We start from the raw sequence: 22,236 nt of genomic DNA on the forward strand, positions 1-22,236 counted from the left end.
AGTGTATGAAAATTGATTGGAAAGCGTACCAAACAAATGGTTTCTTTGATGAATTAATTGATGCACAAGGAAACGTTCGATCGCATGGGACACAATTAGCACAATTTTTTGCTAATTTATCAGCAGAAGAATTAGTAAAAGCCAGAGCGGTTGCTGATTTAGCTATTAAAGAAATGGGTATTACTTTCACGGTTTACAACGAAGGTAATATGATTGATAGAGCCTGGCCGTTTGATATTATTCCTCGTACTATTGGTAAAAAAGAATGGCAAAGCGTAGAGGTTGGTTTAAAGCAACGTGTTGAAGCGCTTAACCTTTTTATAGATGATTTATACCACGACCAAAAAATAATAAAAGATGGTGTTTTTCCAAAAGGGTTACTAGAAAAATCAGTTAACTTTCGCCAGCAATGCGTGGGGATAAACCCGCCAAATAAAATATGGGCGCATATTTGTGGCTCAGATTTAGTACGCGATGGTAGCGGTACAATGTATGTGCTTGAGGATAACCTGCGTGTTCCTTCTGGTGTATCTTATATGCTTGAAAATCGCTCTGTAATGAAGCGTGTATTCCCTGAATTATTTGAGCAAGTATCGATTTTACCTGTTGATGATTACCCTTCACAATTATTTGATATGCTAGCGGCAATGTCGCCTCGTCCACAAGATAAACCAGAAGTTGTGGTACTTACTCCTGGGGTGTTTAACTCCGCTTATTTTGAGCATTGTTACCTTGCCCAAGAAATGGGTTGCGAACTGGTAGAAGGGCGCGATTTAGTTGTTGAAAAAGATGACTGTGTATACATGAGAACAATCACAGGGCTACAACGAGTTGATGTTATTTATCGTCGTATAGATGATTTGTTTTTAGACCCAGAAGCCTTTTTACCAGAATCCCAACTTGGCGTTCCTGGATTAATGCGTGCTTGGTCTAAAGGTAATGTGGCTTTAGTTAATGCACCAGGCGCAGGTGTTGCTGATGACAAAGTAGTTTACGCCTATGTACCTGAGATGATTAAGTACTACTTAGGCGAGGAAGCTAAACTTGCTAATGTCCCAACGTTCAAATGTTTAGACCCGAAAGAATGCGACCATGTGATTAAAAATATCGATAAGCTTGTTGTTAAACCAGCAAATGAATCTGGCGGATATGGATTATTAATTGGTCCTAAATCGACTAAAAAAGAACAAGAAGCGTGTATTGCTCAAATTAAAGCGGACCCACGAAACTGGGTAGCTCAACCAACATTAGATTTATCAACAGTACCAACATTTGATGGTAATAAACCAGATGGTCGACATACCGATTTAAGACCGTTTATTTTATCATCAGGTAAAGATACGCAAGTTACCACTGGTGGATTAACGCGTGTTGCTATGGTTAAAGGCTCTTTGGTGGTTAATTCATCACAAGGTGGTGGCAGTAAAGATACTTGGATTGTTGACGAAGAGGCTAAATAATATGTTATCAAGAGTAGGCGAAACTTTATATTGGGTATCTCGATACATTGAGCGTGCGGAAAATGTGGCTCGTTTAATCAACGTTAACAATTTACTGATGATGGACTTACCCAAAGGCGTATGTACCGGCTGGGAGCCATTAATTGATATTATTGGTGTGCGTAAAGCGTATTCAGAAAACCATACAGATTTTACTGAACAAAAAGCATTAAGGTATTTACTTGTTGGTAGTGATAATAGCTCGTCAATTTTAAACTCTATTACTTCGGCACGAGAAAGCGCGCGTACAATCCGCGATGTAATACCGCGAGATGTATGGGAAGAAATTAACTCTCTTTATTATTATGTAAAAGATAATCAAAAAGAAGGGATAACAAAGCGCGGACGTTTTGATTATTTAAAAAAGATTATAGATTCAGCCCATCAAATATTTGGGGCGTTAGATGCCACAATTAATCACGATCAGGGCTATGTTTTTATCCGCTTTGGTTCGATTATAGAGCGCGCAGACATGACATCGCGAATTTTAGATATTCGCTCAGCTACGTTAATTACTAATGAAGAAGAAGTGAAGCCATTTGATAATATTCAGTGGATCAGCTTATTGCGCTCATTAAGTGCTTATCAAATGTATCGCCAAGAAATGGGCGTTAGAGTACAGCGTGCAGATGTAATAGAATTTGTGATGCACAGCAAAGTATTCCCACGATCTATTTTATTTTGTATGAATGAATTAAAAGCATTGGTTTTACCTTTGCCAAACTCAACAGAAATTATTAAATCAATTGATGATGCAATTGTTGAGTTAGAAAATAAAGACGTACGAGTACTTAAAAATGGTCTGTTGCATGACTTTATCGATGAAATACAAATAGACTTAGCTGGAATACATAACGGACTGGCCGAAACGTATTTTTTAAAACAAGCAGAATAATAAAAACTGTATATTGTGAAATGACTGCTTAGTCTTAAGCGGTCATTTTTTTGCTTAAATTTATTTATAATAATTTTAAAACCTGCATAATTAATCTTTACTTCCTCATCCGTTGGTATCGCAATGAAAATCATCTCGACTAATATCTCTAAAATTAAAACTCTTATTCATAATGATAAAGAGGTGAGAACAGGAATATTCAAAACCCCAACTAACGAACCTGTAGCGATTGAAAAGCTAAATATAATAGGTGACGAGCAAGCTGATTTAATTAACCACGGCGGGGTAGATAAAGCAGTATATGCTTTTTCGCACAATCATTATGAGTACTGGCAGAAGACTCTTGAAAACGAAAACTTAAGTAGCGGCATATTTGGTGAAAACTTCACTATTTCTGACCTCGATGAAACGAATATACATATAGGCGACCAAATTCGAATGGGTACTGCACTGCTTGAAGTAAGTCAGCCTCGTGTGCCGTGCTTTAAATTGACTATTGCACTTAATAATAAACAAAGCTTAAAACTGTTTACTCAGTATTATCACACCGGTGTTTACTTTAGAGTGCTAGAGCCAGGTATAGCTAAAACGGGGGATGCAGTCACTATTGAGCATAAAGCGACGCATAACATTTCAGTAAAAACGTTGTTCCAGGCGTTTTTTGATAAACAATACCCAGGTTATGAAAGCGTTTTACTCGCAGCACTTGAACTACCCGAGCTTGCGCTTGAGTGGCAAACTAAGATTAAAAAGAAGCTCGCAATATAACGCCGTGTGAGTGTTGTTAAACTTTAGCTTTCCAATCACCTTCTTTTAAAAAATGTTGCTGTAAAAGGGTTAGTAAACTTTCAGTAACTGGGCCTGCCGGTTTACTTCTTGATACCACGCAACCAATAGGCGTTAGCCAACCGCCTTGCTCATGTGTTACGGGTAGGGCAACAAGGTCACCTTGTTTAAGTTGTTGTTTTATTGCCAACTCAGGTACCAACGCCCAGCCCACATTTTGTGTTACCAACTCTATGAGTGTTTGATGAGTATTGGCGTACCAAACCTTAGCGCTTATAGCATAGCTAAACCATAACTCTGATTGATTAAGGCTACGGTGAGCACATTGCCTATGTGCTTTTAAGTCACTGCTATTTACTTTATTAAGTTTGGCAAGCGCATGTTGCGGTGACGCAATCGTCAAAAATCGAGCTTGGCCTAGCAAAAAAAAGTCCATATCTACCTTTAATTCACCATCACTATATATGATGCCTATTTGTGCTTTACCTATTTTTACAAGTTCTTCTACATCAAACGTAGTAGCCGATATTAATTCAAAGTTTGTAATAGGATATTGCTGTGCAAGGGGGGCTATTATTTTTAAAATTCCGTGATTACTTATGCTTTCGTCAATCGCAATTACTACGTCTTGCTCGTTGTTTTTAGCAAGAGACTCAACCTTTTGATCGAAATAAATTTGTTGTTGCAGTATTGAATAAGCCACCGGTAGCAAGGTTTTTCCACTTTTTGTTAAAGTGGGAGTGTTTTTATTGCGGTCAAACAATGTTTGATCTATTGCGATTTCAAGATTAGAAATAGCTTGGCTAATACCCGACTGCGCACGCTTTAACTTTCGCCCTGTTGCTGAAAAAGAGCCGGTTTCTACTACGGTTACAAATATTTTTAGTTGCTCTAAGCTGTACATTTTATTCTACTTTATCTAGAACTATATATTCATCTTATCACTATAGGTGATAGTTGCTAACTTTTGTAACTAAATAAATCTGTCATTATCACTACACTTAAATATTAATAGATAAAAGAGGACATTATGACAGAGAAAATGGGGGCAACAGAGCGAGTATTTCAGGCAGTTTTGTTTGAGATTTTAGCCGTGTCATTATCAATTTTAGGTTTAGCACTATTTACAGATCATGCAATAGGGGCTTTATCGGGCACTATGGTAATTGTTGCCACAATTGCTATGTGTTGGAACTTTATTTTCAACTGGTGTTTTGACAAAGTAGCTACTGGTGCAAAAGAGCAACGTTCTGTATTATTCCGTATTTTTCACGTGCTTTTATTTCAAGGCGGGTTACTTGTTTTTACTATTCCCGTGATGGCAATCATTTTAAAAGTAGGCTTATGGGAAGCATTAATAATGGATATTGGCGTAACTTTTTTTATAACCCTTTACGCTTTTACTTTTAACCTAGTGTACGACCACACACGAGCCTATATTTTTCATTCAAAAAATGCTGCATGTTAATACACTTTTTAAATATGGCATGACTTAACAAAGTTTTGTATTTAGCTGCTGGTATATTTGCCAATGCACCAGCACTTTTAGAGGCGTAATATTACCCAAGTTTGCTTTATAGTGGCAAAAAACTAATAAAGGATCTTTTTATTAAAAGTGAATAAAGCTAAATATCAATTGTTATTTATAGAGGAGCTAGTAAAAAAGATAAAATCTGCTATACCTAAGGTTATAAATACTATAATTATTATAGTGTTATTTAAAAATTGTTGGGTTAGTAGCTAAAATAGGTGTCGTATATGAATATCTCAAGAAAACTGATGCTTATTGTAATATTAACTGCAGCAGAGATAAGTATTACTGTCTACTCTGCTTTTGAAATAGCTAAAGGAGCTAAGTTTCATCAACTTAACTTTCTTCATTTAAAGTATACACATCAACTTACCAAGTCAGTTAAAAAAATAGAAAACGATATCCCCATAGATATAAATGCCATTGAGTCGGATATATTGTTAATTAGGCAGCAACCGATAGAATGTATTGAACAAATAAACCCGTTAAATTATGCTGTTATGAAAGTTATTAACACAGATCATACATTAACAATCTGTGAAAACGATATTGAAATTGCTGATAAAGCCTTATTGTCAGTTAATCAGTATAAAAAGGGGGAACTTAGTAGAGACGCTTTTTTACTAAATCTTAATACTTCGCTAAGTGGCTTTAATAAAAACACGGAGCTGTTTGAGGAACCAATTAGAAAAACAGTATCGTTTATACTAATGACGTTAATTCCACTTGTTATAATCATATCTTTTTTTAATATTCTTTTTATAAGTTATCTTTCTCGCACAATATCGAGCTCTATTCGAAATCTTACTCTACTTTTATCAAGTAAGCCCGAAAGCAATATTAATCTAGACGATGAACTTGATATAAAAACGTCGGGTGAATTAAAAGCACTCGTTATCGCGGCTAGACAGCGAATTAAAAATGATCTTTTAAATATTGAAAACAGTATTGAACTCAAAGAGATTATAAACAGCCAGACAGCTTCCCTGCAGCAAGCAAATGATGAGCTTGCCCAGTTTGCTTATCGGGCTTCCCATGACCTGAAGTCACCGCTGTCAGGGGCTAAATCCCTAGCGCATTTTGTTATCGAAGATATAAAAGCGGGAGACACAGAGGAAGCAAGCCGAAATGCACTGGTTATTTATCAACAAATGGAAAAGTTAGAAACACTTGTTGTTGATATTTTATTGTTAGCCAAAGCTGAAATTGGTAATGAGGATAAAGATTTAATTGACTTTAACCAGTTAATTATTGATATGAAAGAACGACTGTCTTGGCTCATGAAAGATAATCCTTGTGCGCTCGAAACAACAATTAATCTATCAGTACCTATAAGGTCTGAAAAAGCGCGTTTTGCTCAAATTATTGAAAATTTGATATCAAATGGGTTGAAGTATTACGATAGAAATAAAGACTCGCCTTATGTCCGCTGTGATATTTTTAATGAGCAAGAGACGTTTTTTATTACTGTTACAGATAACGGAATGGGAATACCACAAAAGCATCAAAGTGAAGTGTTTGATATGTTTAAGCGATTTCATGCACAGACAAGTACGGGGTCTGGTTTAGGGATGGCGCTGGTTAAAAAACATATTGAGTATTTAAATGGTGAAGTATCACTGCAAAGCTCTGATGAAGGTACGACGTTTAAAATAATAATACCAATGGATAAGCTAACATGACAAAAATTAAACCCCCTATATTAATTGTCGATGACAATGAAGTTGACCGGTATATTCTTAAAAGATTAATTAAAGAGGCTGAATTAGATCTTACAATTTTTGAAAAAAAAGATGGCCAGGAAGCATTAGAATTTTTAGAGAATTATGAAGCTAACAGAAAAGAATACCCTGATGGATTTCCTCCAATACTTATATTTTTAGACATTAATATGCCAAGAGTTAATGGGATCCAATTTTTAGAGGAATTTTCTAAACTAAGAAAGATGATAGAAATCAGCTCGTGTGTGGTTATGATGTTTAGCTCATCAGAAAGAGAAGAAGAAAAAAAGATTATAATGTCACACGATTTTGTTAAAGGTTACCTTGTAAAAGGAAGCTTTCAGGCAGCAGAGTTAAAAGAAAAAGTATTGGCTGTCATCGGTCAGCATTTGAAAAAACACAGCTGATTTGCATGTGTTTTAAGTTTTAATCCGCTAGGCTGTGCCAATTGGAGAGCCTTTAGTTTGAGTATGTGACACAAACCAAAGGTTTTTAGCTTAAGGTTACACAGATGTTTGATTTAAGCTTCAATTTTACAAAGGCTCAAAATAACCTATTTATTAAAGGCTTATTTTTTTACTATAGTCATCGAGCAGCAAATTAATTTCGTTTACAGGCATAGGCTTTGAAAAGAGAAAACCTTGCAGGTAGTCTATATTTAATTTTTTACACAGCTGATGCTGGGTTTCAGTTTCGATTCCTTCAGCTACCACAGAAAAATCTAGTTTCTTCAGCATTAAAGATAAGCTCTCGATTATTTTTAATCGCTTATTATTTTCTCCACCTAACGATTGCATGCTTTTGTCTAATTTTACTATATCAATAGGGTAGGAAATAAGGTGAGATATGGATGAATAACCCATACCAAAATCGTCCAAAGCAATTCTAAACCCTTTATTAGACAAAGAAGTTAATATCTCAATCACTTCTTTACTGTTTTCCATAAAAGCTGTTTCTGTTATTTCGAGAATAATACTACTGGTTTTTAAATTGTATTTTTCGACCGTCTCTAATAGATACGTTTGTAAAACTTCTCTTTGCAGCTGTATCGGTGAAATATTAATAGATAGAGTTAACGGCGTTTGATAGTCTTTCTGCCACAAAGATAACTGCTTTAAAGCGCTCGCAATTATCCATTTTCCAAGGGGGGCTATTAATCGGCACTCTTCAGCAATAGGAATAAACTCATCGGGGGTATAATTAACGGTTGTATCTGGCCAACGGATCAGGGCTTCGACACCTGTCATTATTTGTGTTTTTGAACAATAAACAGGTTGATAAAATAGCCTAAAGTTTTTTTCCTCTATATGCTCTTTTATACTATTTTGAATATCTACCCGACGACTAAATTCATATTGATATTGCTCTTTGTAAAAGCTTATTCTACTTTTACCACTTTGCTTTGAGCGATACATTGCAATATCAGCACATTTTAGCAGTTCATGAGATTCAGTAGCATCATTTGGGTATATGGCGCTTCCAATGCTAACACTGCAATTTAAAGTTCTACCTTCATGTAAAAAGGGTTTAGAAACTTCAGCTAAAATTCTATTTGCTATCATACCTATTTGATTAATGTTGCAAATCCCACCTATTATAACTGCAAATTCATCGCCTCCTAAGCGTGCAAATCCTTCGTTTTGCCTCAGGCAACTATGAATCCTTTCTACTGTTTGTATTAAAATTTCGTCGCCGACACTATGCCCAAGCGTATCATTAATATTTTTGAAGTTATCTAAATCTAAAGCAAGTAACGCCACGCAGTTTTTAGCACGTTTATTGTTAGCTATCATTACTTTTAGTATTTCTTCAAAATGATATCGATTAGACAAACCAGTAAGCTGATCCCTTTCTGCCATATGCTTTACAGCAAGATAACTGTTGTGCATACGTTGTTCTGCCTCGAAGCGTTTTTTGGCATATATAAGCGCTTTATTTAAACTATCCCTCGTTATATCACCTTTTGGTAAAAAGTCTTGAGCGCCGGCTTCTATACACTCAATAGCCAAAGCTGAGTTCTCTGAGGAACTAATCATGATAATTGCGGTGTTACCGAGTTTAGGCTTTGCACGCATTTCAATTAGCATTTCAATGCCATCTTCTTTAGGCATATTATAATCGAGTAGTATTATATCAAAGTGCGTGTCTTCAATGGCTTTCAAGCCCTCGGATACGCACGTTACCTCGGTAATGTCATGATGATGAGAGCCATCAGAAATAAGCATTTTTTTAATTAATTTGCGATCAACTAAGTCATCATCAACAATTAAAATATTCATAAGTTCCTTCTAAGAGCAGCATCTACATGATGCTCGTTTATAATTGATAATTTCATAGTTAAACTTTGGGCCAATAAATAGTGAATGTACTGCCAAGTTTCCCATCGGAGGCTACTTCAATTTTGCCCCCATAATTAATAATGAGCTTATTGGCAATACAGAGTCCAATGCCGCTCCCTTCAACATCATCTCGAGATTGCAATGTCTGAAATAACTTAAATATGAGTGAAAAATATTTAGGGTCAATTCCAGGCCCATTATCTGTTATCTCAATAATGTAATATTGATTAGAGGGGATAAGTGAAATATCGATAACCGGGTGCTCTTTATTGTTATGTTTTATTGCATTACTAATAAGATTTTGAAAAACAGTTTTAAAAGGAATCAGCGGTATATCGAGTACTTCGTTATTGGCGTGTATATCAACAGTGACAGTTTTTGGAACTTCTAAAATTTGTTCTATATCTTGGTAAATACTTTCTAAAGATATGCTTGCACGCGTTGAATCACAGCTATTTATTCTCGAGTAGCTTAGTAAATCTTCTAGCAGTACTTGCATTCTATTAGCCCGGCTGAGCACAAGCTGAAAGTTTTCTAGGTGCTCTTGAGGGAGTAAATCTTTACAGTCATCATAAATCCACTCTAATAAACGTTTTATAGCATTTAATGGTGACTTTAGATCGTGTGAAGCAATACTGGTAAATTCATCTAGTTCATCGCTCATTTTTTGTAATTTTTTGATTAGGCGATCTTTTTCAGTTTCGTCTTTTTTTAGCTCGCTAATTGTTGAGTGAAACTTAGAACTGTTTATTTTATCTAATGAATTTTTACGTTGGACCAACTGATTAACAAAGTTTTTTTGTAAACTATTTAAGATTAATTTTTCTTTTTCGGTAAGTAGTGAATCACTTGCTCGGTCAAATATAAACCATCCAAATTTAAGGTTTGAGGGCAAAATAATAGGTGATACCACTCTAAATATTTTAGGATCATGTTCGATAATCGATTCATTAAAAACGTCATCAGATAGTTGCTCTTTAGCTACTGTTATTTTTGAACCGGATTTATATAGCTCAACGGAACGTTCAGGGAGGTTAGCAACAATAGAAAATGCGGTGGCATCAAAAATAGTTAAAATTAGCTCAGCAATACTCTCTAAGTTTTTTTGAATGCCATTATCAACAGGCGTAATTAATTGCTGTTCATCAATTAATAATACATCTGCGATATAACTCTCTACATTGGGCATTCAAAATCCTACAACACTATTAAATAAATACGCCTCAATAAAATGAGATGTAACAAATGATTAACTTATTGTAGTTGATTATTTTGGATGCGTTGAATAATTTGCATTATAAATTGACTCCACATAAGAGCCTTACCTTATTGTAGTCAGTAGGTTATAAATCTATTTTTAAATACAGAGAAGGCTTAAGCTAGGCGAGCAACTTATAACTGAGTAAATAAGCACTAAGCGGGGTGGTGTTCTTATCAAAACCAATAAGAACAGCACTTTTAATCGCTCATTTGTACTATTGTTTGCGCTACGCTAAATAAGGTTTTATGCGTATCCATTGCTTGTTTTTGTAGCTGTTTATGGGCTTGCTCTTCAGTGAGCTTTAACTGCTCAATAAGTATGTACTTGGCTTGGTGAATGACCTTTTGCTCACTAATTACTTTTTTAGCGTCAAGTAACGCTTGGTTTATTTGTTTTATATGTTGGCTTTGCTCAATAATTAAATCGTACATACTTTTATTAGTATTGAGCTTATCGGCCGCTATGTTTTGGCCTACTTCTGGCTTTGGTTGCTTAATGGCTAATTGGCCAAAAGAAGGCGCTATGTGCTGCTCTGCCATATTGTTAAGTACCTGCTTATTTGTATTTAAACTACGTTGAGCACAGGCTATTTGCATTGCTGCGGTATCAATTAATTGATCTGCTATATTTTGTTCAATTTTGTGCATTATATCTATGCGCGTAGTGGTTACTTCGTACCATACTTCGCTCAGTTGTGAGAGCGGTTGAGCATTCTCGTCATCGAGTTTTTGCAGTAAACTTCTAAGTTGCTCCACCTGATTATTAACCTGATGCGTTGTTAGTGTGGCAAAGCATTTTAAAAGGTGCTCATCGGCGTATTCATTAAAAAATTCAAAGCTGTGGTTTTGTTCTTGTACAAAGTGCGCGAGTTGTTGTTTTTGCTCAGTGGTAAATTTACTTGCTGCAAATGCTTGTGCACCACAGGCACGCTCTTGTCCTGCGTACTCTTTACCTTGCATAAAATTGAAAAATGCGACTAACAAACGCGTTATTTTAGGATCGCTTGCGCCATCTGCTGCCTCTAAAATAATATTGAGTAAACTAGCAATTAACTGCGTGAACGACTGCGTAGCATGTACTGCACTAATGTTTTGTTGTGCTATTTGCTTGCGCAATACCGGTAATGCATCGAGTGCTTGTAAGCTGTAGGTAATTAAATTAAATAACCGAGTATGGCCCGTATCGGCGTTGTCGTTTATAAATGTTTGTTTAAGAGAATCATAAAATGCAGTTTGTGCGCTGTTGCTTAAAGGGATTTGTTCTTGTAATTGGGTTTTAAATCGCTCTCGATTTGAGGCCAAAAATATATTACTCATTGCGCGTTCTTTTTGTAACTGATGTACAAAATCGCCTAACTTAGTGAGCGAGGAACAACTGTTTTGTAATTGCTTTAGCGCGTGTATTTCTTGATATTTAGCAGCTAATAAAAACTGTTTTGTGAGAGGATTGTTTGTCGCCATTGATATTATTCCACACTTTTTTGTTTTTAAAGTGCAACCACTGTTCCAATCATTAATAAATTTCATCATTGAATTTAAAATCAAGCTAATACAATTGCTTAAAGTGTTATTTTTGTTTATCACTGTGTTTCTATAATTTAACTTACCATTACTTTTAACTTATTTGGTGCATTAAAGCATGTTATTGCACACAACTTGAACCTAAATTAAAAACAAAAAAAGCGCCTACTCCTGGGGAGGTAGTAAGCGCGAAAAGTGCATTATTCATTTTGTATCATGCGTTAACATTCATACTGTTTAATAACTCAGGGCTAATTGCCATTTTATGATTTATCACTTCACCAATCATAATTAGGGTAGGGCCTTGAAGGTTGTGTTTAGCATGCTCATTTACTATCAGTTCAAGCGTACTGGTAATTACCTTTTGCTTAGTAGTAGTGGCATTTTCGATTAGTGCAATGGGTGTATTACTTGGCCAGCCCACTGATTGTAAACCGTTGCTTAGCGTTTGTAAGCGCGAAAGCCCCATATAAACCACTAAAGTGGGGTTGTTGTTTCCAGGCATAAACGCGTAATTTTTCCAATGAGGCTGCTTGTTAGGATCGGCAAACTGCGCCGTTAAAAACGTAACACTGCGCGCTACGTCTCTTGCTGTAAGCGGAATACCCGTATAAGCGGAAGTAGCACAAGCCGTTGTAACACCTGGCACAATAGCAAAATTAATATTATGCTTGGTAAGTGCATCAGCTTCTTCGTTAATACGTGCAAATATACTCGGATCGCCGCCTTTTAAACGCACTACGTTTAAGCCCTGTTGCGCGTATTTAACCAGTAGTTCGCAAATGTTAGCTTGGGTCATCGAATGCTTACCCGCACGTTTACCTACAAATACACGCTGCGCTTTTTTAGGCAGTGTTTTTAATAAATCATCGCTTACTAACCAATCGTATAAAACAACATCGGCGGTATTAATTAAACGCTGCGCTTTTACCGTAATTAGCTCTGCGTCTCCTGGGCCCGCACCAATTATATAAACGTTGCCGCTTTTAGCACTGCGACTATTTGAGCTTGTTAGTTTATTAACAAGCTTATTTAGCCACACGTTTTCAATACCCGAAAAATAAGACAGTACATTCATAATATTCCCCTAAGCCACAGCTGTTGTAACTTTTGGTTCAGAGCTTATAAATACACTGCCGTCTTCAATTTTTGCATTAAAAACCGGTAGGTGTATTGCTTCTGCTTCTAAGCATTCACCTGTTTCTAGGCAAAAGTGCTGCTTATATAAAGGCGATGCGACCACTAATTTATTATCGATAGAGCCAATAATGCCACGCGATAATACATTGGCTTTGCCAATAGGGTCGTAATTGCTAATAGCAAACACAGCCGTTGGATTTTGTGGAATGTAAAAAATAGCCACTTGCTGATTATTAACTAATGCGCATACGCCGCTATTAGCTACTAGGTTGTCGATTGTTCCAATATTATGCCAAGACATCAGCTTGCTCCTCTTCAACTTCCATTACTGGAATACGGTTTTGTGTATTACGTTGCTCACGTTTTTCGGCTTCTGTAGCAGGGCGAATTTGGTTACGCTCTTGCACAAATAAAATGTTGTCGTCGGTTTCGGGGCTATTAACAAACTGGCGGAATCGTTTAGCTGAATCTGGGCTTTCAATCGCTTTTTTCCATTCACAGGCATAGGTTTGTGTAATTAATTCCATTTGCGCTTCTAGTTCGTTGCAAATACCTAAGCTGTCGTCAATTACTACGCTTTTAAGGTAATCTAAACCGCCTTCAAGGTTTTCCATCCACACCGACGTACGCTGTAATTTGTCAGCCGTTTTAATGTAAAACATAATTACGCGGTCAATGTATTTAATGAGTGTTGGTGTGTCTAAATCGGTCGCAAATAAATCAGCATGGCGAGGGCGCATACCGCCATTACCACACACGTATAAGTTCCAGCCGTTTTCGGTGGCTATAATGCCAATATCTTTACTTTGTGCTTCGGCGCACTCTCGGGTACAACCCGATACCGCCATTTTAAATTTATGCGGCGCACGTAAACCTTTGTAGCGGTTTTCAATTTCTATTGCATGACCAACGCTGTCTTGCACACCATAACGACACCACGTACTACCCACACACGATTTAACGGTTCTGAGAGACTTACCATAAGCATGACCGGTCTCAAATCCGGCTTCGATCAGTCGCTCCCAAATAACAGGAAGTTCTTCTAAGCGCGCACCAAATAAATCAATACGCTGACCACCAGTGACTTTGCAGTACAGGTTAAAGTCTTTGGCTACTTGCCCAATTACAATGAGTTTATCGGGGGTTATTTCGCCACCGGCAATACGCGGTACTACAGAGTACGAACCATCTTTTTGCATATTTGCTAAGTACGTATCGTTAGTGTCTTGCAGGCCAACATGGGCAGGCTCTAAAATAAAGTCATTCCATGTTGAGGCTAAAATAGATCCAATTGCCGGTTTACATATTTCACAGCCATGACCGCTGCCGTGTTTAGTTAGTAAGTCATCAAAGCTTTTAATGCTTTCTACTTTTACCATGTGCAGTAGTTCTTGGCGTGAATACGCAAAGTGCTCACATACATGGTTGTTAACTTCAACTCCACGACTTGCTAATTCGTTATCAACAACTGATTTTAATAACGCTGCACAACCACCACAGCCACTTGCTGCTTTAGTGCATGACTTTACTGAAGCTAAATCGCATGAGCCGCCATCAATTGCACCTACAATGTCGCCTTTACTCACATTGTGACACGAACAAATAGTGGCGGTATCGGGTAGGGCACTGCCCGATAACGACGGTGCGCCACCGCTGTCTGGCAAAATTAAGCACTCAGGATTTTCGGGTAAGTCCATGTCGTTAAGCATGTACTGTAATAAAGTATCGTAATCGCTGGTGTCGCCAACAAGTACAGCGCCCAGTAATTTATCGCCTTTTTCACTTAGTATGATTTTTTTATAACAGCCGCGAATAGCGTCTTGGTATATAAGTTCTTTACAGTCTGGCGTTTTGGCGTGAGCGTCGCCAATTGAGCCTACTTCTACGCCTAATAACTTAAGTTTTGTGCTCATGTCGGCACCTAAAAACTCAAGCTCGCCACCACTTAATTGGCTCGCTGCAACGCGCGCCATGTTGTAACCTGGTGCTACTAAGCCAAATAGTTTTTTGTCCCACAGGGCACATTCGCCAATAGCTAAAATATCAGGATCTGATGTTTGGCATTGGTTATTAATAATAATACCGCCGCGCTCACCCAGTTCTAAGTCGGCAATTTTGCCAAGCTGGTCATACGGGCGAATACCGGCAGAGAACAAAATTAGGTCTGTTTCTAAAAATGTCTCGTCCGAAAAATTTAATCTAAAGCGGCTCGTTTCGCCTTTTACTATTTCGCTGGTCGCTTTTGATGTATGTACCGTTACGCCAAGTTTTTCTATTTTATTTTTTAGTAGCGTACCGCCTTGTCCATCAAGCTGAACAGCCATAAGCTGCGGCGCAAATTCAACTACGTGGGTATCAAGCCCTAGTTGTTTAATTGCATTTGCGGCTTCAAGCCCCAATAAACCACCGCCAATAACTACACCGCTTTTACTTACGGCGGCACTGGCTTTTATTTTTTCTAAATCTTCTAATGTGCGATACACCAAGCAATGGGGTTGGTCGTTACCTTTTATAGGCGGCACAAACGGGAACGAACCGGTTGCAAGTATAAGTTTGTCGTACGGGTATTGCTCACCCGTTAGCGTGGTAACTACCTTTGCAGCTCTATCAATACCTTCAACCCACTGGCTTGTATGCACATTAATATTGAGCTGTTTGTAGTTGTCGTGAGTGGTAAGTGCTAAATCGGCAGCGGTTTTGCCATCAAATACACTTGATAAGTACACGCGATCGTATGCAAGATTAGCTTCTCCGCAAAGTACAGTAATGTCTGCGTTGGCATCGCTTTGGCGCATTTGCTCAACAAAGTGGTGTCCGACCATACCATTACCAATAATGAGTATTTTTTGCGAGGTTTGCATAGGGCATTCCTTAAAGTGACGGTTTAAATACAATTAACAAAAAAGCCCGCCACAAATACGCATTATGCATAACTGTGTGCGGGCTTCTTTGCCGATGGTTGCTAATAGCTAGTGTGTTCACAACCTAAATTTTTGCCGTAAGTAAAACAGGCTTGTTAATAGAATGTTTGCAAAAACACAGCCAGTTTTATAACTTATTGTTTAAAAGGCATTTAATGTGTTTTTAGAGTGAGGATAAAACCAGTTTTGTTATATGTTGGTGCGCGCCTGGCACTAATAGGGTGCAAGTATTGTCATTGTTTTGTGCATTATCAGTCAATAAAACACCCATTATCATTTATTGTGTATTGAGTTAAATTTAACCCATAAAATACGCACACAAATTACGAGCGAAATGACTAACACAAACTCAATAGATGCTTCACCTTTTCATGAAGGCGAGCTGGCAATACAAGACAAACTCGGTAAACGAGAAATAATGGCAACATTTGGCAAGCGTGCTGTGCGCTCGTTTATGCCAGAGCAGCATCAAGCATTTTTTGAGCAGTTACCGTTTGTGGTTGCAGGCAGTGTTGATGAAAACGCAGATGTGTGGGTATCTATTGTTTCGGGGCAGTCAGGCTTTTTAAGCGCCCCAACTCCTACGTCGTTATTAATGACCCATGCGGTTGATAAAAACGACCCTCTACATAACACGTTAAAAATTGCCGGCTCGCCAATTGGTTTATTAGGCATTGAGCTAAGCACGCGTAGGCGTAACCGTTTAAATGTGCGTGTAGGTGAGGTAATTAGCGATAATAAGGTGAGTTTTAGTGTTGATCAATCCTTTGGTAATTGTCCGCAGTATATTCAAACGCGCGACTTAACGTTTAATAGAGATCCCTTACTTAAAAGTAATACGGTACAAAAAGTTGAATTTAATACACTTGATAACGCAGCAGTTGCGTTAATTGACACCACCGATACATTTTTTGTTTCAAGCTTTATAACTGCTAAAAACAATCCAAAAATTGAAGGGGTTGATGTTTCTCACCGTGGTGGGTTGCCGGGTTTTGTAAAGCGCGAAGGTAATACATTAACGATTCCTGACTACGCAGGTAACAATTTTTTTAATACCATGGGTAACTTTTTATTAAACCCAAAAGCAGGTTTGTTATTTCCTGATTTTGATACGGGTAATGTATTAATGCTTACCGGCAGCGTTGAAATTTTATGGGATGGGCACCCAGAGCTTAAAGGTTTTATTGGTGCAGATCGAGGCTGGAAATTTACCCTCACTAAAGGAATGTGGCTTAAAAATTTACTCCCGTTTAGTGCTAAATTTGATGCTTACTCACCTAACACTAAAATGACGGGCACATGGCTTGAAGCTGATAAAAACAACCAAGCCGAAAAATTAAAACATACTTGGCAACCTTTAAAAGTAACTAAAATAATTAAAGAAAGTGATGTAATTACCTCCTTTTATTTAGAAGGGCATAACAATACAACCTTGTTACCGTTTAAAGCTGGGCAGCACTTAACTGTGCAAATACCAAGTAAAAGCAAACCTGTCATTAGAACCTACACCGTTTCATCAAGCCCGCATGAACTATTTTATCGGTTATCGATTAAAAAAGAGCTCAGTGGCGAGGTATCACACTACTTTCATAATAACGTAAAAGTAGGGGATGTTATTTTAGCTAAATCCCCACAAGGACAGTTTTTTATTGACCCCACCAGTACCAAACCTGCGGTACTTATTGGTGGTGGAATAGGGATTACACCTATGATCTCAATGGCTAAACACATTGCTCATGAAGGTGTAAGAACCCGCTATACACGCCCTTTGCATATTTTCCACAGTGCTAAAAACGCCCAACAGCGTGCGTTTTACAACGAGCTGAAAACGTTAGCAGATACGAGTGGCGGGGCAATTGATTACTATTCACTTTTATCGCAGCCTGTGCTTGATGAAAAGCAAGGCGGTGGTTTTAACTTAAAAGATGAGAGCTTTAATTTAAAAGACGAAAGCTTTGATTTAAAAGGGCGAATAAATGCTGATGTGTTTAGGTATTATTTACCACTTGATGATTACGAGTTCTTTTTATGCGGACCTGATGCGTTTATGCAGCACGTATATAATGAGCTTTTATTACTCGGTGTGCAGGATAAAAACATATTTGCTGAAGCATTTGGCCCCTCCGCTATTAACCGCAAAGTACTCAACACAAACGAAGCGCCTACTAAAAGCAAAGAAATGAGCGTAGAAGAGGCTGAAAACACCGTAATTAAATTTAGTAAATCGGGCTTTGAACAACGCTGGAATAAAGGCGATAACACTATACTTAATGTAGCCGAAGCCCATGGTTTAGAACCTGAGTTTGGTTGTCGAAACGGCAGCTGCGGCAGTTGTGCAGTTAAAATAAATGCAGGGAGTGTGGTGTATCGCAATAACGTGAGTTACCCAGTAGAGGCAGGGCAGGCGCTAATTTGCTGCGCTGTACCGGCTAAAGGCGTTGATGAGCTTGATTTAGAGCTATAAAGCTTACGTTACTTTAGTTTTGAGTCACCTTATCGTCATTACATGCGAGCTAATTTAGTAAATGTTTTTTTATGTGTTTTTAAAGCTAACTTAGCTTCAGATATTACAATTTGCTTACCTGCTTCACCCGATAAATCTAAAGTTTTAGTTGCTTTAATCTTAGGTCTATCAACGGATGAAACGCCGTAAGCTTCTACTTTTTTATTCATTACAACGACCTTTTGATAACGTATTAAGTTAAGTATACGTCTATATTATGAAAGAGAACATGGCGAGGTTGTAGAATAACTCCAACAGCTAAAATTAAGTAAAAAATGAGCTTATGAAATTATCTTTAAGTGCTTTATAAAAAATTAGGTATTGCTATGGAGTTGAATCGTTACCAACGTCAACGTGATGTTTGAGTACGGATCCTTAACCAAAATATTCAATTCAAGAAAAATTTAGGATAGATGTCACGTTTATTCATGAAGTTAAGTTGAATCGAACTAACTATTTAAATTCTTTTTTAATATTTTTTTTGCAACAATTTTATATGATGATTTATCTATTTCTATTAGGTATATTTCAGTATTTGGAAAATATTGGCGAATGATAGCTATAAGTACCTTTCGCTTATTTAAAGGCATTTTAAAACCAATATATACTTTATCAAGGTCATTAGAAGAATAACGGTGCAAACCGCTGGTACCACTTATAAAGCGTAACTCACCTTCATATCTCCACTGCTCGTGCTTAAATCTTACAGCACTGAAATATTGTTCGGTAATGAAAGGAGCATAATCAATTGGATTAACTACATATGACGCGGTTATATAATCAACTTTACAATACCCAATTTTGCTATCGGGGTTTAATTCTTCAATCGAATTTAGAAAATTTGACGCAGAAAACTGCAAACAGAAACCAGTAAAACCCGCTCCATAATGTGACCACATCAGCATATTTTCACTGTGCGGCGAATCGTCTGGTAAATCTAAAGAAGTTGAAAATATATTCAGAGAACCTAACAAAGTCGAATGTTCGTTCTTAACATGTTCGATACCTAATTCAAAGTCTTTACAAAATACTTCAGGATTTTGTTGATAGGCTTTGTTAGCTAGTTCGAAAGCTTCAGCTTTAGAAATATTTAAATTTTTTTCCATATAGATTGCAGTAGCATTTAAGTATTGAACAATTTTATCACATTCTTTTTTAGGAACTTCATATCTGACAGATACTTCAAATGGATCATTCAAAGAATCCAAATCAGAAAACCAGGCAGTTTGATCAGCTAAAGCGGATAATGAATTTTCATTGAATGAAGAGAATTTATACAATCTATCTGTTGGAAACACCATACTTACCTCAAAGAATCTAGCAGGTTTATCAGAGAACCTTTCCTTATTTTTACATGAAAATGTCCTCATATTGTTAATTTATATTAATAGCAAACTCTGTAAGTTATTGCCAATTATAAATATTATGCACTAGCTTTTAGATTCCATTTAAATAAACACACAAAAAAAGAGGCTAAATAGCCTCTTATAAAACAGTGTTTAAAGCTTAAAAACTAAGCCAGTAAACCTGCTTTTGTTTCAGGCATTGCTATAAAGCCATCAAGTTTACGAACGTTGCTTAGCCATTTTAAAATATTTGGGTATTGCTCAAGTGATACGCCGCCCTCTGGTGCGTGTGCTATGTACGAAAAGTTGGCAATGTCGGCAATAGTTGGCTGAGTGCCTACTAAGTATTCGCGGTTTTGTAAGTACGCATCCATGGTTTTAAATAATGTGTGGGCGATGTTTATCGCGTTTTGATGATCAAGCTGCGCGCCAAATACAGTAACTAAACGCGCTGCAGCAGGGCCTGAAGCCACAAGCCCCGCAGCAACACTCAACCAGCGTTGAATGTGCGCTTGAACCGTAACATTTTCAGGGTACCAGGTTCTGTTAGCATCAAATTTTTGTGCCAAGTACACTAAAATAGCGTTTGAATCGTTAATAACGTCATCGTTATTTTTGAGTACCGGTACTTGTCCAAAAATATTCATTTTTAGAAAGTTAGCTTGCTTTTGTGCGCCGTTTTGCAGTGCCACATCAACCATATTTACATCAAGCTTTAAAAGCGATGTAAATAGCTCTGCGCGGTGTGAATGACCAGATAAAGTAAAACGGTATAGCGTTAGGTTGTTCATGGGTAGTCCTGTTTTTAATTTTGAATAGTGATTTTTAGTAACGCTATTCTTTCACTATTATCAGTTTTGAAAAACCGAGCTAGCAAGGAATTAATGTCAATGCTATATTGACAATCATGGATACTATTCTTGGCATTAAAACAATCATCGCGGTTGTTGAAACAGGCTCTTTTACAGCCGCAGGCGACAGACTAGGGCTTTCAAAGGCGCTAGTTAGTAAATACGTGGGCATTGTAGAACAAGACTTAGGGGTTAGATTATTTAACCGCTCCACGCGTAGAATTTCGATTACCGAAGCGGGGCAAAGTTATTACGCAAGTGTAGTGCCCGTTATTGAAAGCTACAGCGAAATGCTCGATAACTTATCGGGTCAAACAGCGCTTGCTAGCGGCAAGCTTAGGGTGAGCGCACCGGTGTCGTTTGGTGAATCAAACCTAGCGCCGTTAATGCCTGAGTTATTGAGTCGCTATCCCGATTTAAGTATTGATTTAGTGCTTTCTGACAAAACAATTGATTTGCTAGAAGAGGGTGTTGATTTAGCAATTAGAATTGGTAGCGTGTCTGACTCTAATTTAATCGCGAGGCAAATTACCAGTTATCCTTTAATTTTATGTGCGTCGGCAGATTATATAAACCGCTTTGGTGCTCCTATGAATGTTGAAGAGCTTGAGCAACACGCCACAGTGATTGATAGTAACTTTAAAATAGGTCGTCATTGGCCTCTAGTTTCACCAAGTGGTGAGGCATTAACGGCAAGCGTAAACTCGCGTGTTTCGGTTAATAATCCACAAGCTGTAAAAGAGGTTGTTGTAGCGGGTGGCGGTATTGGCTTAATCCCTGAAATAGTGGTGAGAGACGATATTGCATCGGGTAAGCTTATGCAGGTTATGCGGGATTATAAAACATTTGAGTTTGGTTTATTTGCTATTTATCCGCATAGAAAATTTGTGGCTCAAAAGGTGACGTCGTTTATTCAGTTTTTATTCGAAAAGTTTGAAGCTAAGCCAAAAACAAAAAAGCCTAAAATCAGTTAAGTGATTTTAGGCTTTTTGGTGTGGGCTATTAAATTTATTTTTAAATAACTACTTATTTTAAAATAACCACTTACTTAAAAGTGACCTTTACTTCAAAATAACCACAGGCACATCGCTGTTTTCGAGCATTTTAATGGTGTTGCTGCCTACAAAAAACTGCCTTAGCTTAGAGTGGCCAAACGCACCCATTACAATTAGTTCTACATTATTTTGCTCTTTGTATTGCATTAACGAGTCAAAAATATTGCCCTCTAAAAAGCTTGCTGACACTTTAAAACCCATACTGGTGAGTTTGTATTGCGCGTTAATAAACTTTTCTTCAAGGTCTTCTTCGTTGTTTTTAATACTCACTAAATGACAATGCAAGCCGTGTAATAAACCGCCATCAATCACTTGTTGTAGCGCTTTGTCGGCTGTTTCGCGGCCATCGTACGCAATCATAAATGACGTAGGTTGTTTAAACGTTTCAGGAACAAGCAAAATAGGTTGGGTTGCATTGCGTATTAGGGTTTCTATATGCGAGCCAAGTACCGCTAAGCTATTACTATGCCCAGTACCATTTTGTCCAATAACAATAAGGCGAGTGTCGTCTTTAAAGTCGATAACGGTATCGAGCAAATCACCGTGGCGCTTAATTAACTCAAAATTAGTAATGCCTGCCGATTTAGCATGCTCACTTACTGAGTTTAATAATTCGTCAGCCATTTTTAAACTTACTTTGCAGCGCTGCTCGTCAAGGGCTACCATTTCACTAAGCAGCGAAGAATGCGCGCCAATCCCAATGCTGCCAGAGTAGTTGCCGATATTAGTTTGCTGGGCTTTTTCAAGCGTATGCACAAAACTAATGGGTTTATTTAGCTTTATTGAAGCCCAAATAGCGGCTTCGGTTACATTTTTAGTGATGGCTGAGCCATCAACACAGGTAATTATTTTAGTCATTACATTCTCC

Annotated in this window: 19 protein-coding genes; 8 read left to right on the forward strand and 11 right to left on the reverse strand. The window is 37.5% G+C overall.

Going from position 1 to position 22,236, the window contains the following annotated elements:
• The first annotated feature begins 5 nt into the window (after nt 1–5).
• From I6F54_RS05750 to I6F54_RS05760, 3 genes are all read left to right on the forward strand, one after another.
• Entirely contained in the window at nt 6–1,460 is a 1,455-nt protein-coding gene (locus I6F54_RS05750) for a circularly permuted type 2 ATP-grasp protein (protein ID WP_166377603.1), read from the forward strand.
• 1 nt (nt 1,461) lies between these two features.
• On the forward strand, nt 1,462–2,394 hold the full coding sequence (locus I6F54_RS05755) for an alpha-E domain-containing protein (protein ID WP_007585221.1): 933 nt from the start codon (nt 1,462–1,464) through the stop codon (nt 2,392–2,394).
• A 123-nt stretch (nt 2,395–2,517) separates the two neighbouring features.
• Complete coding sequence (locus tag I6F54_RS05760; RefSeq protein ID WP_165740824.1) at nt 2,518–3,162, forward strand: MOSC domain-containing protein; 645 nt, start codon at nt 2,518–2,520, stop codon at nt 3,160–3,162.
• Between the two features lie 16 nt (nt 3,163–3,178).
• Here I6F54_RS05760 and I6F54_RS05765 read toward each other — a convergent pair whose 3' ends face one another.
• Nucleotides 3,179–4,084 (reverse strand): LysR family transcriptional regulator, encoded by a 906-nt coding sequence (locus I6F54_RS05765; protein ID WP_197140221.1) that lies wholly within the window; start codon nt 4,082–4,084, stop codon nt 3,179–3,181.
• Between the two features lie 126 nt (nt 4,085–4,210).
• On the opposite strand from I6F54_RS05765, the gene I6F54_RS05770 reads away from it, so the two are divergent.
• The 3 genes from I6F54_RS05770 to I6F54_RS05780 all read left to right on the forward strand — a co-directional run bounded on the left by I6F54_RS05770 (nt 4,211) and on the right by I6F54_RS05780 (nt 6,839).
• On the forward strand, nt 4,211–4,648 hold the full coding sequence (locus I6F54_RS05770; protein ID WP_197118774.1) for a PACE efflux transporter: 438 nt from the start codon (nt 4,211–4,213) through the stop codon (nt 4,646–4,648).
• 290 nt (nt 4,649–4,938) lie between these two features.
• Complete coding sequence (locus tag I6F54_RS05775) at nt 4,939–6,393, forward strand: sensor histidine kinase (RefSeq protein WP_197140223.1); 1,455 nt, start codon at nt 4,939–4,941, stop codon at nt 6,391–6,393.
• Nucleotides 6,390–6,839 (forward strand): response regulator, encoded by a 450-nt coding sequence (locus I6F54_RS05780; protein ID WP_165721826.1) that lies wholly within the window; start codon nt 6,390–6,392, stop codon nt 6,837–6,839. Before I6F54_RS05775 ends, I6F54_RS05780 begins: the two co-directional genes overlap by 4 nt.
• A 153-nt stretch (nt 6,840–6,992) precedes the next feature.
• Here I6F54_RS05780 and I6F54_RS05785 read toward each other — a convergent pair whose 3' ends face one another.
• The 6 genes from I6F54_RS05785 to nirB form a co-directional block, all read right to left on the reverse strand.
• Nucleotides 6,993–8,711: a two-component system response regulator gene (locus I6F54_RS05785; RefSeq protein ID WP_007585212.1), complete on the reverse strand. Its 1,719-nt coding sequence runs from the start codon at nt 8,709–8,711 to the stop codon at nt 6,993–6,995.
• 58 nt (nt 8,712–8,769) lie between these two features.
• Nucleotides 8,770–9,960, reverse strand: coding sequence for a sensor histidine kinase (locus I6F54_RS05790; protein WP_197140224.1), 1,191 nt, complete (start codon nt 9,958–9,960; stop codon nt 8,770–8,772).
• Nucleotides 9,961–10,229: 269 nt separating this feature from the next.
• Nucleotides 10,230–11,492: a nitrate- and nitrite sensing domain-containing protein gene (locus I6F54_RS05795; RefSeq protein WP_165741033.1), complete on the reverse strand. Its 1,263-nt coding sequence runs from the start codon at nt 11,490–11,492 to the stop codon at nt 10,230–10,232.
• A 274-nt stretch (nt 11,493–11,766) separates the two neighbouring features.
• Entirely contained in the window at nt 11,767–12,630 is an 864-nt protein-coding gene (gene cobA / locus I6F54_RS05800) for a uroporphyrinogen-III C-methyltransferase (protein WP_197140226.1), read from the reverse strand.
• 9 nt (nt 12,631–12,639) lie between these two features.
• Nucleotides 12,640–12,993, reverse strand: a complete 354-nt coding sequence (gene nirD / locus I6F54_RS05805; RefSeq protein ID WP_002959861.1) for a nitrite reductase small subunit NirD — start codon at nt 12,991–12,993, stop codon at nt 12,640–12,642.
• On the reverse strand, nt 12,980–15,553 hold the full coding sequence (nirB, locus tag I6F54_RS05810; protein WP_197140228.1) for a nitrite reductase large subunit NirB: 2,574 nt from the start codon (nt 15,551–15,553) through the stop codon (nt 12,980–12,982). Before nirB ends, nirD begins: the two co-directional genes overlap by 14 nt.
• A gap of 394 nt (nt 15,554–15,947) precedes the next feature.
• Between nirB and I6F54_RS05815 the strand changes: the two genes are divergently transcribed.
• The gene (locus I6F54_RS05815) at nt 15,948–18,077 is read left to right on the forward strand and encodes an FAD-binding oxidoreductase (protein ID WP_197140230.1); all 2,130 of its coding nucleotides are present in this window, start codon (nt 15,948–15,950) and stop codon (nt 18,075–18,077) included.
• A gap of 38 nt (nt 18,078–18,115) precedes the next feature.
• Here the strand turns inward: I6F54_RS05815 and I6F54_RS05820 are convergent, their stop codons facing one another.
• The 3 genes from I6F54_RS05820 to I6F54_RS05830 all read right to left on the reverse strand — a co-directional run bounded on the left by I6F54_RS05820 (nt 18,116) and on the right by I6F54_RS05830 (nt 20,253).
• On the reverse strand, nt 18,116–18,286 hold the full coding sequence (locus I6F54_RS05820) for an acetyltransferase (RefSeq protein WP_165727793.1): 171 nt from the start codon (nt 18,284–18,286) through the stop codon (nt 18,116–18,118).
• A 279-nt stretch (nt 18,287–18,565) separates the two neighbouring features.
• Complete coding sequence (locus tag I6F54_RS20445) at nt 18,566–19,414, reverse strand: DUF2971 domain-containing protein (RefSeq protein ID WP_197140232.1); 849 nt, start codon at nt 19,412–19,414, stop codon at nt 18,566–18,568.
• 215 nt (nt 19,415–19,629) lie between these two features.
• Complete coding sequence (locus I6F54_RS05830) at nt 19,630–20,253, reverse strand: glutathione S-transferase (protein ID WP_197140233.1); 624 nt, start codon at nt 20,251–20,253, stop codon at nt 19,630–19,632.
• Between the two features lie 116 nt (nt 20,254–20,369).
• On the opposite strand from I6F54_RS05830, the gene I6F54_RS05835 reads away from it, so the two are divergent.
• Nucleotides 20,370–21,287: a LysR family transcriptional regulator gene (locus I6F54_RS05835; RefSeq protein WP_197118765.1), complete on the forward strand. Its 918-nt coding sequence runs from the start codon at nt 20,370–20,372 to the stop codon at nt 21,285–21,287.
• 87 nt (nt 21,288–21,374) lie between these two features.
• On the opposite strand, the gene I6F54_RS05840 is transcribed toward I6F54_RS05835, so the two are convergent.
• Complete coding sequence (locus I6F54_RS05840; protein WP_197140235.1) at nt 21,375–22,226, reverse strand: universal stress protein; 852 nt, start codon at nt 22,224–22,226, stop codon at nt 21,375–21,377.
• Nucleotides 22,227–22,236: the final 10 nt, after the last annotated feature.

The organism is Pseudoalteromonas sp. SWXJZ10B, from assembly GCF_015864475.1.
Lineage (GTDB): Bacteria > Pseudomonadota > Gammaproteobacteria > Enterobacterales > Alteromonadaceae > Pseudoalteromonas > Pseudoalteromonas arctica.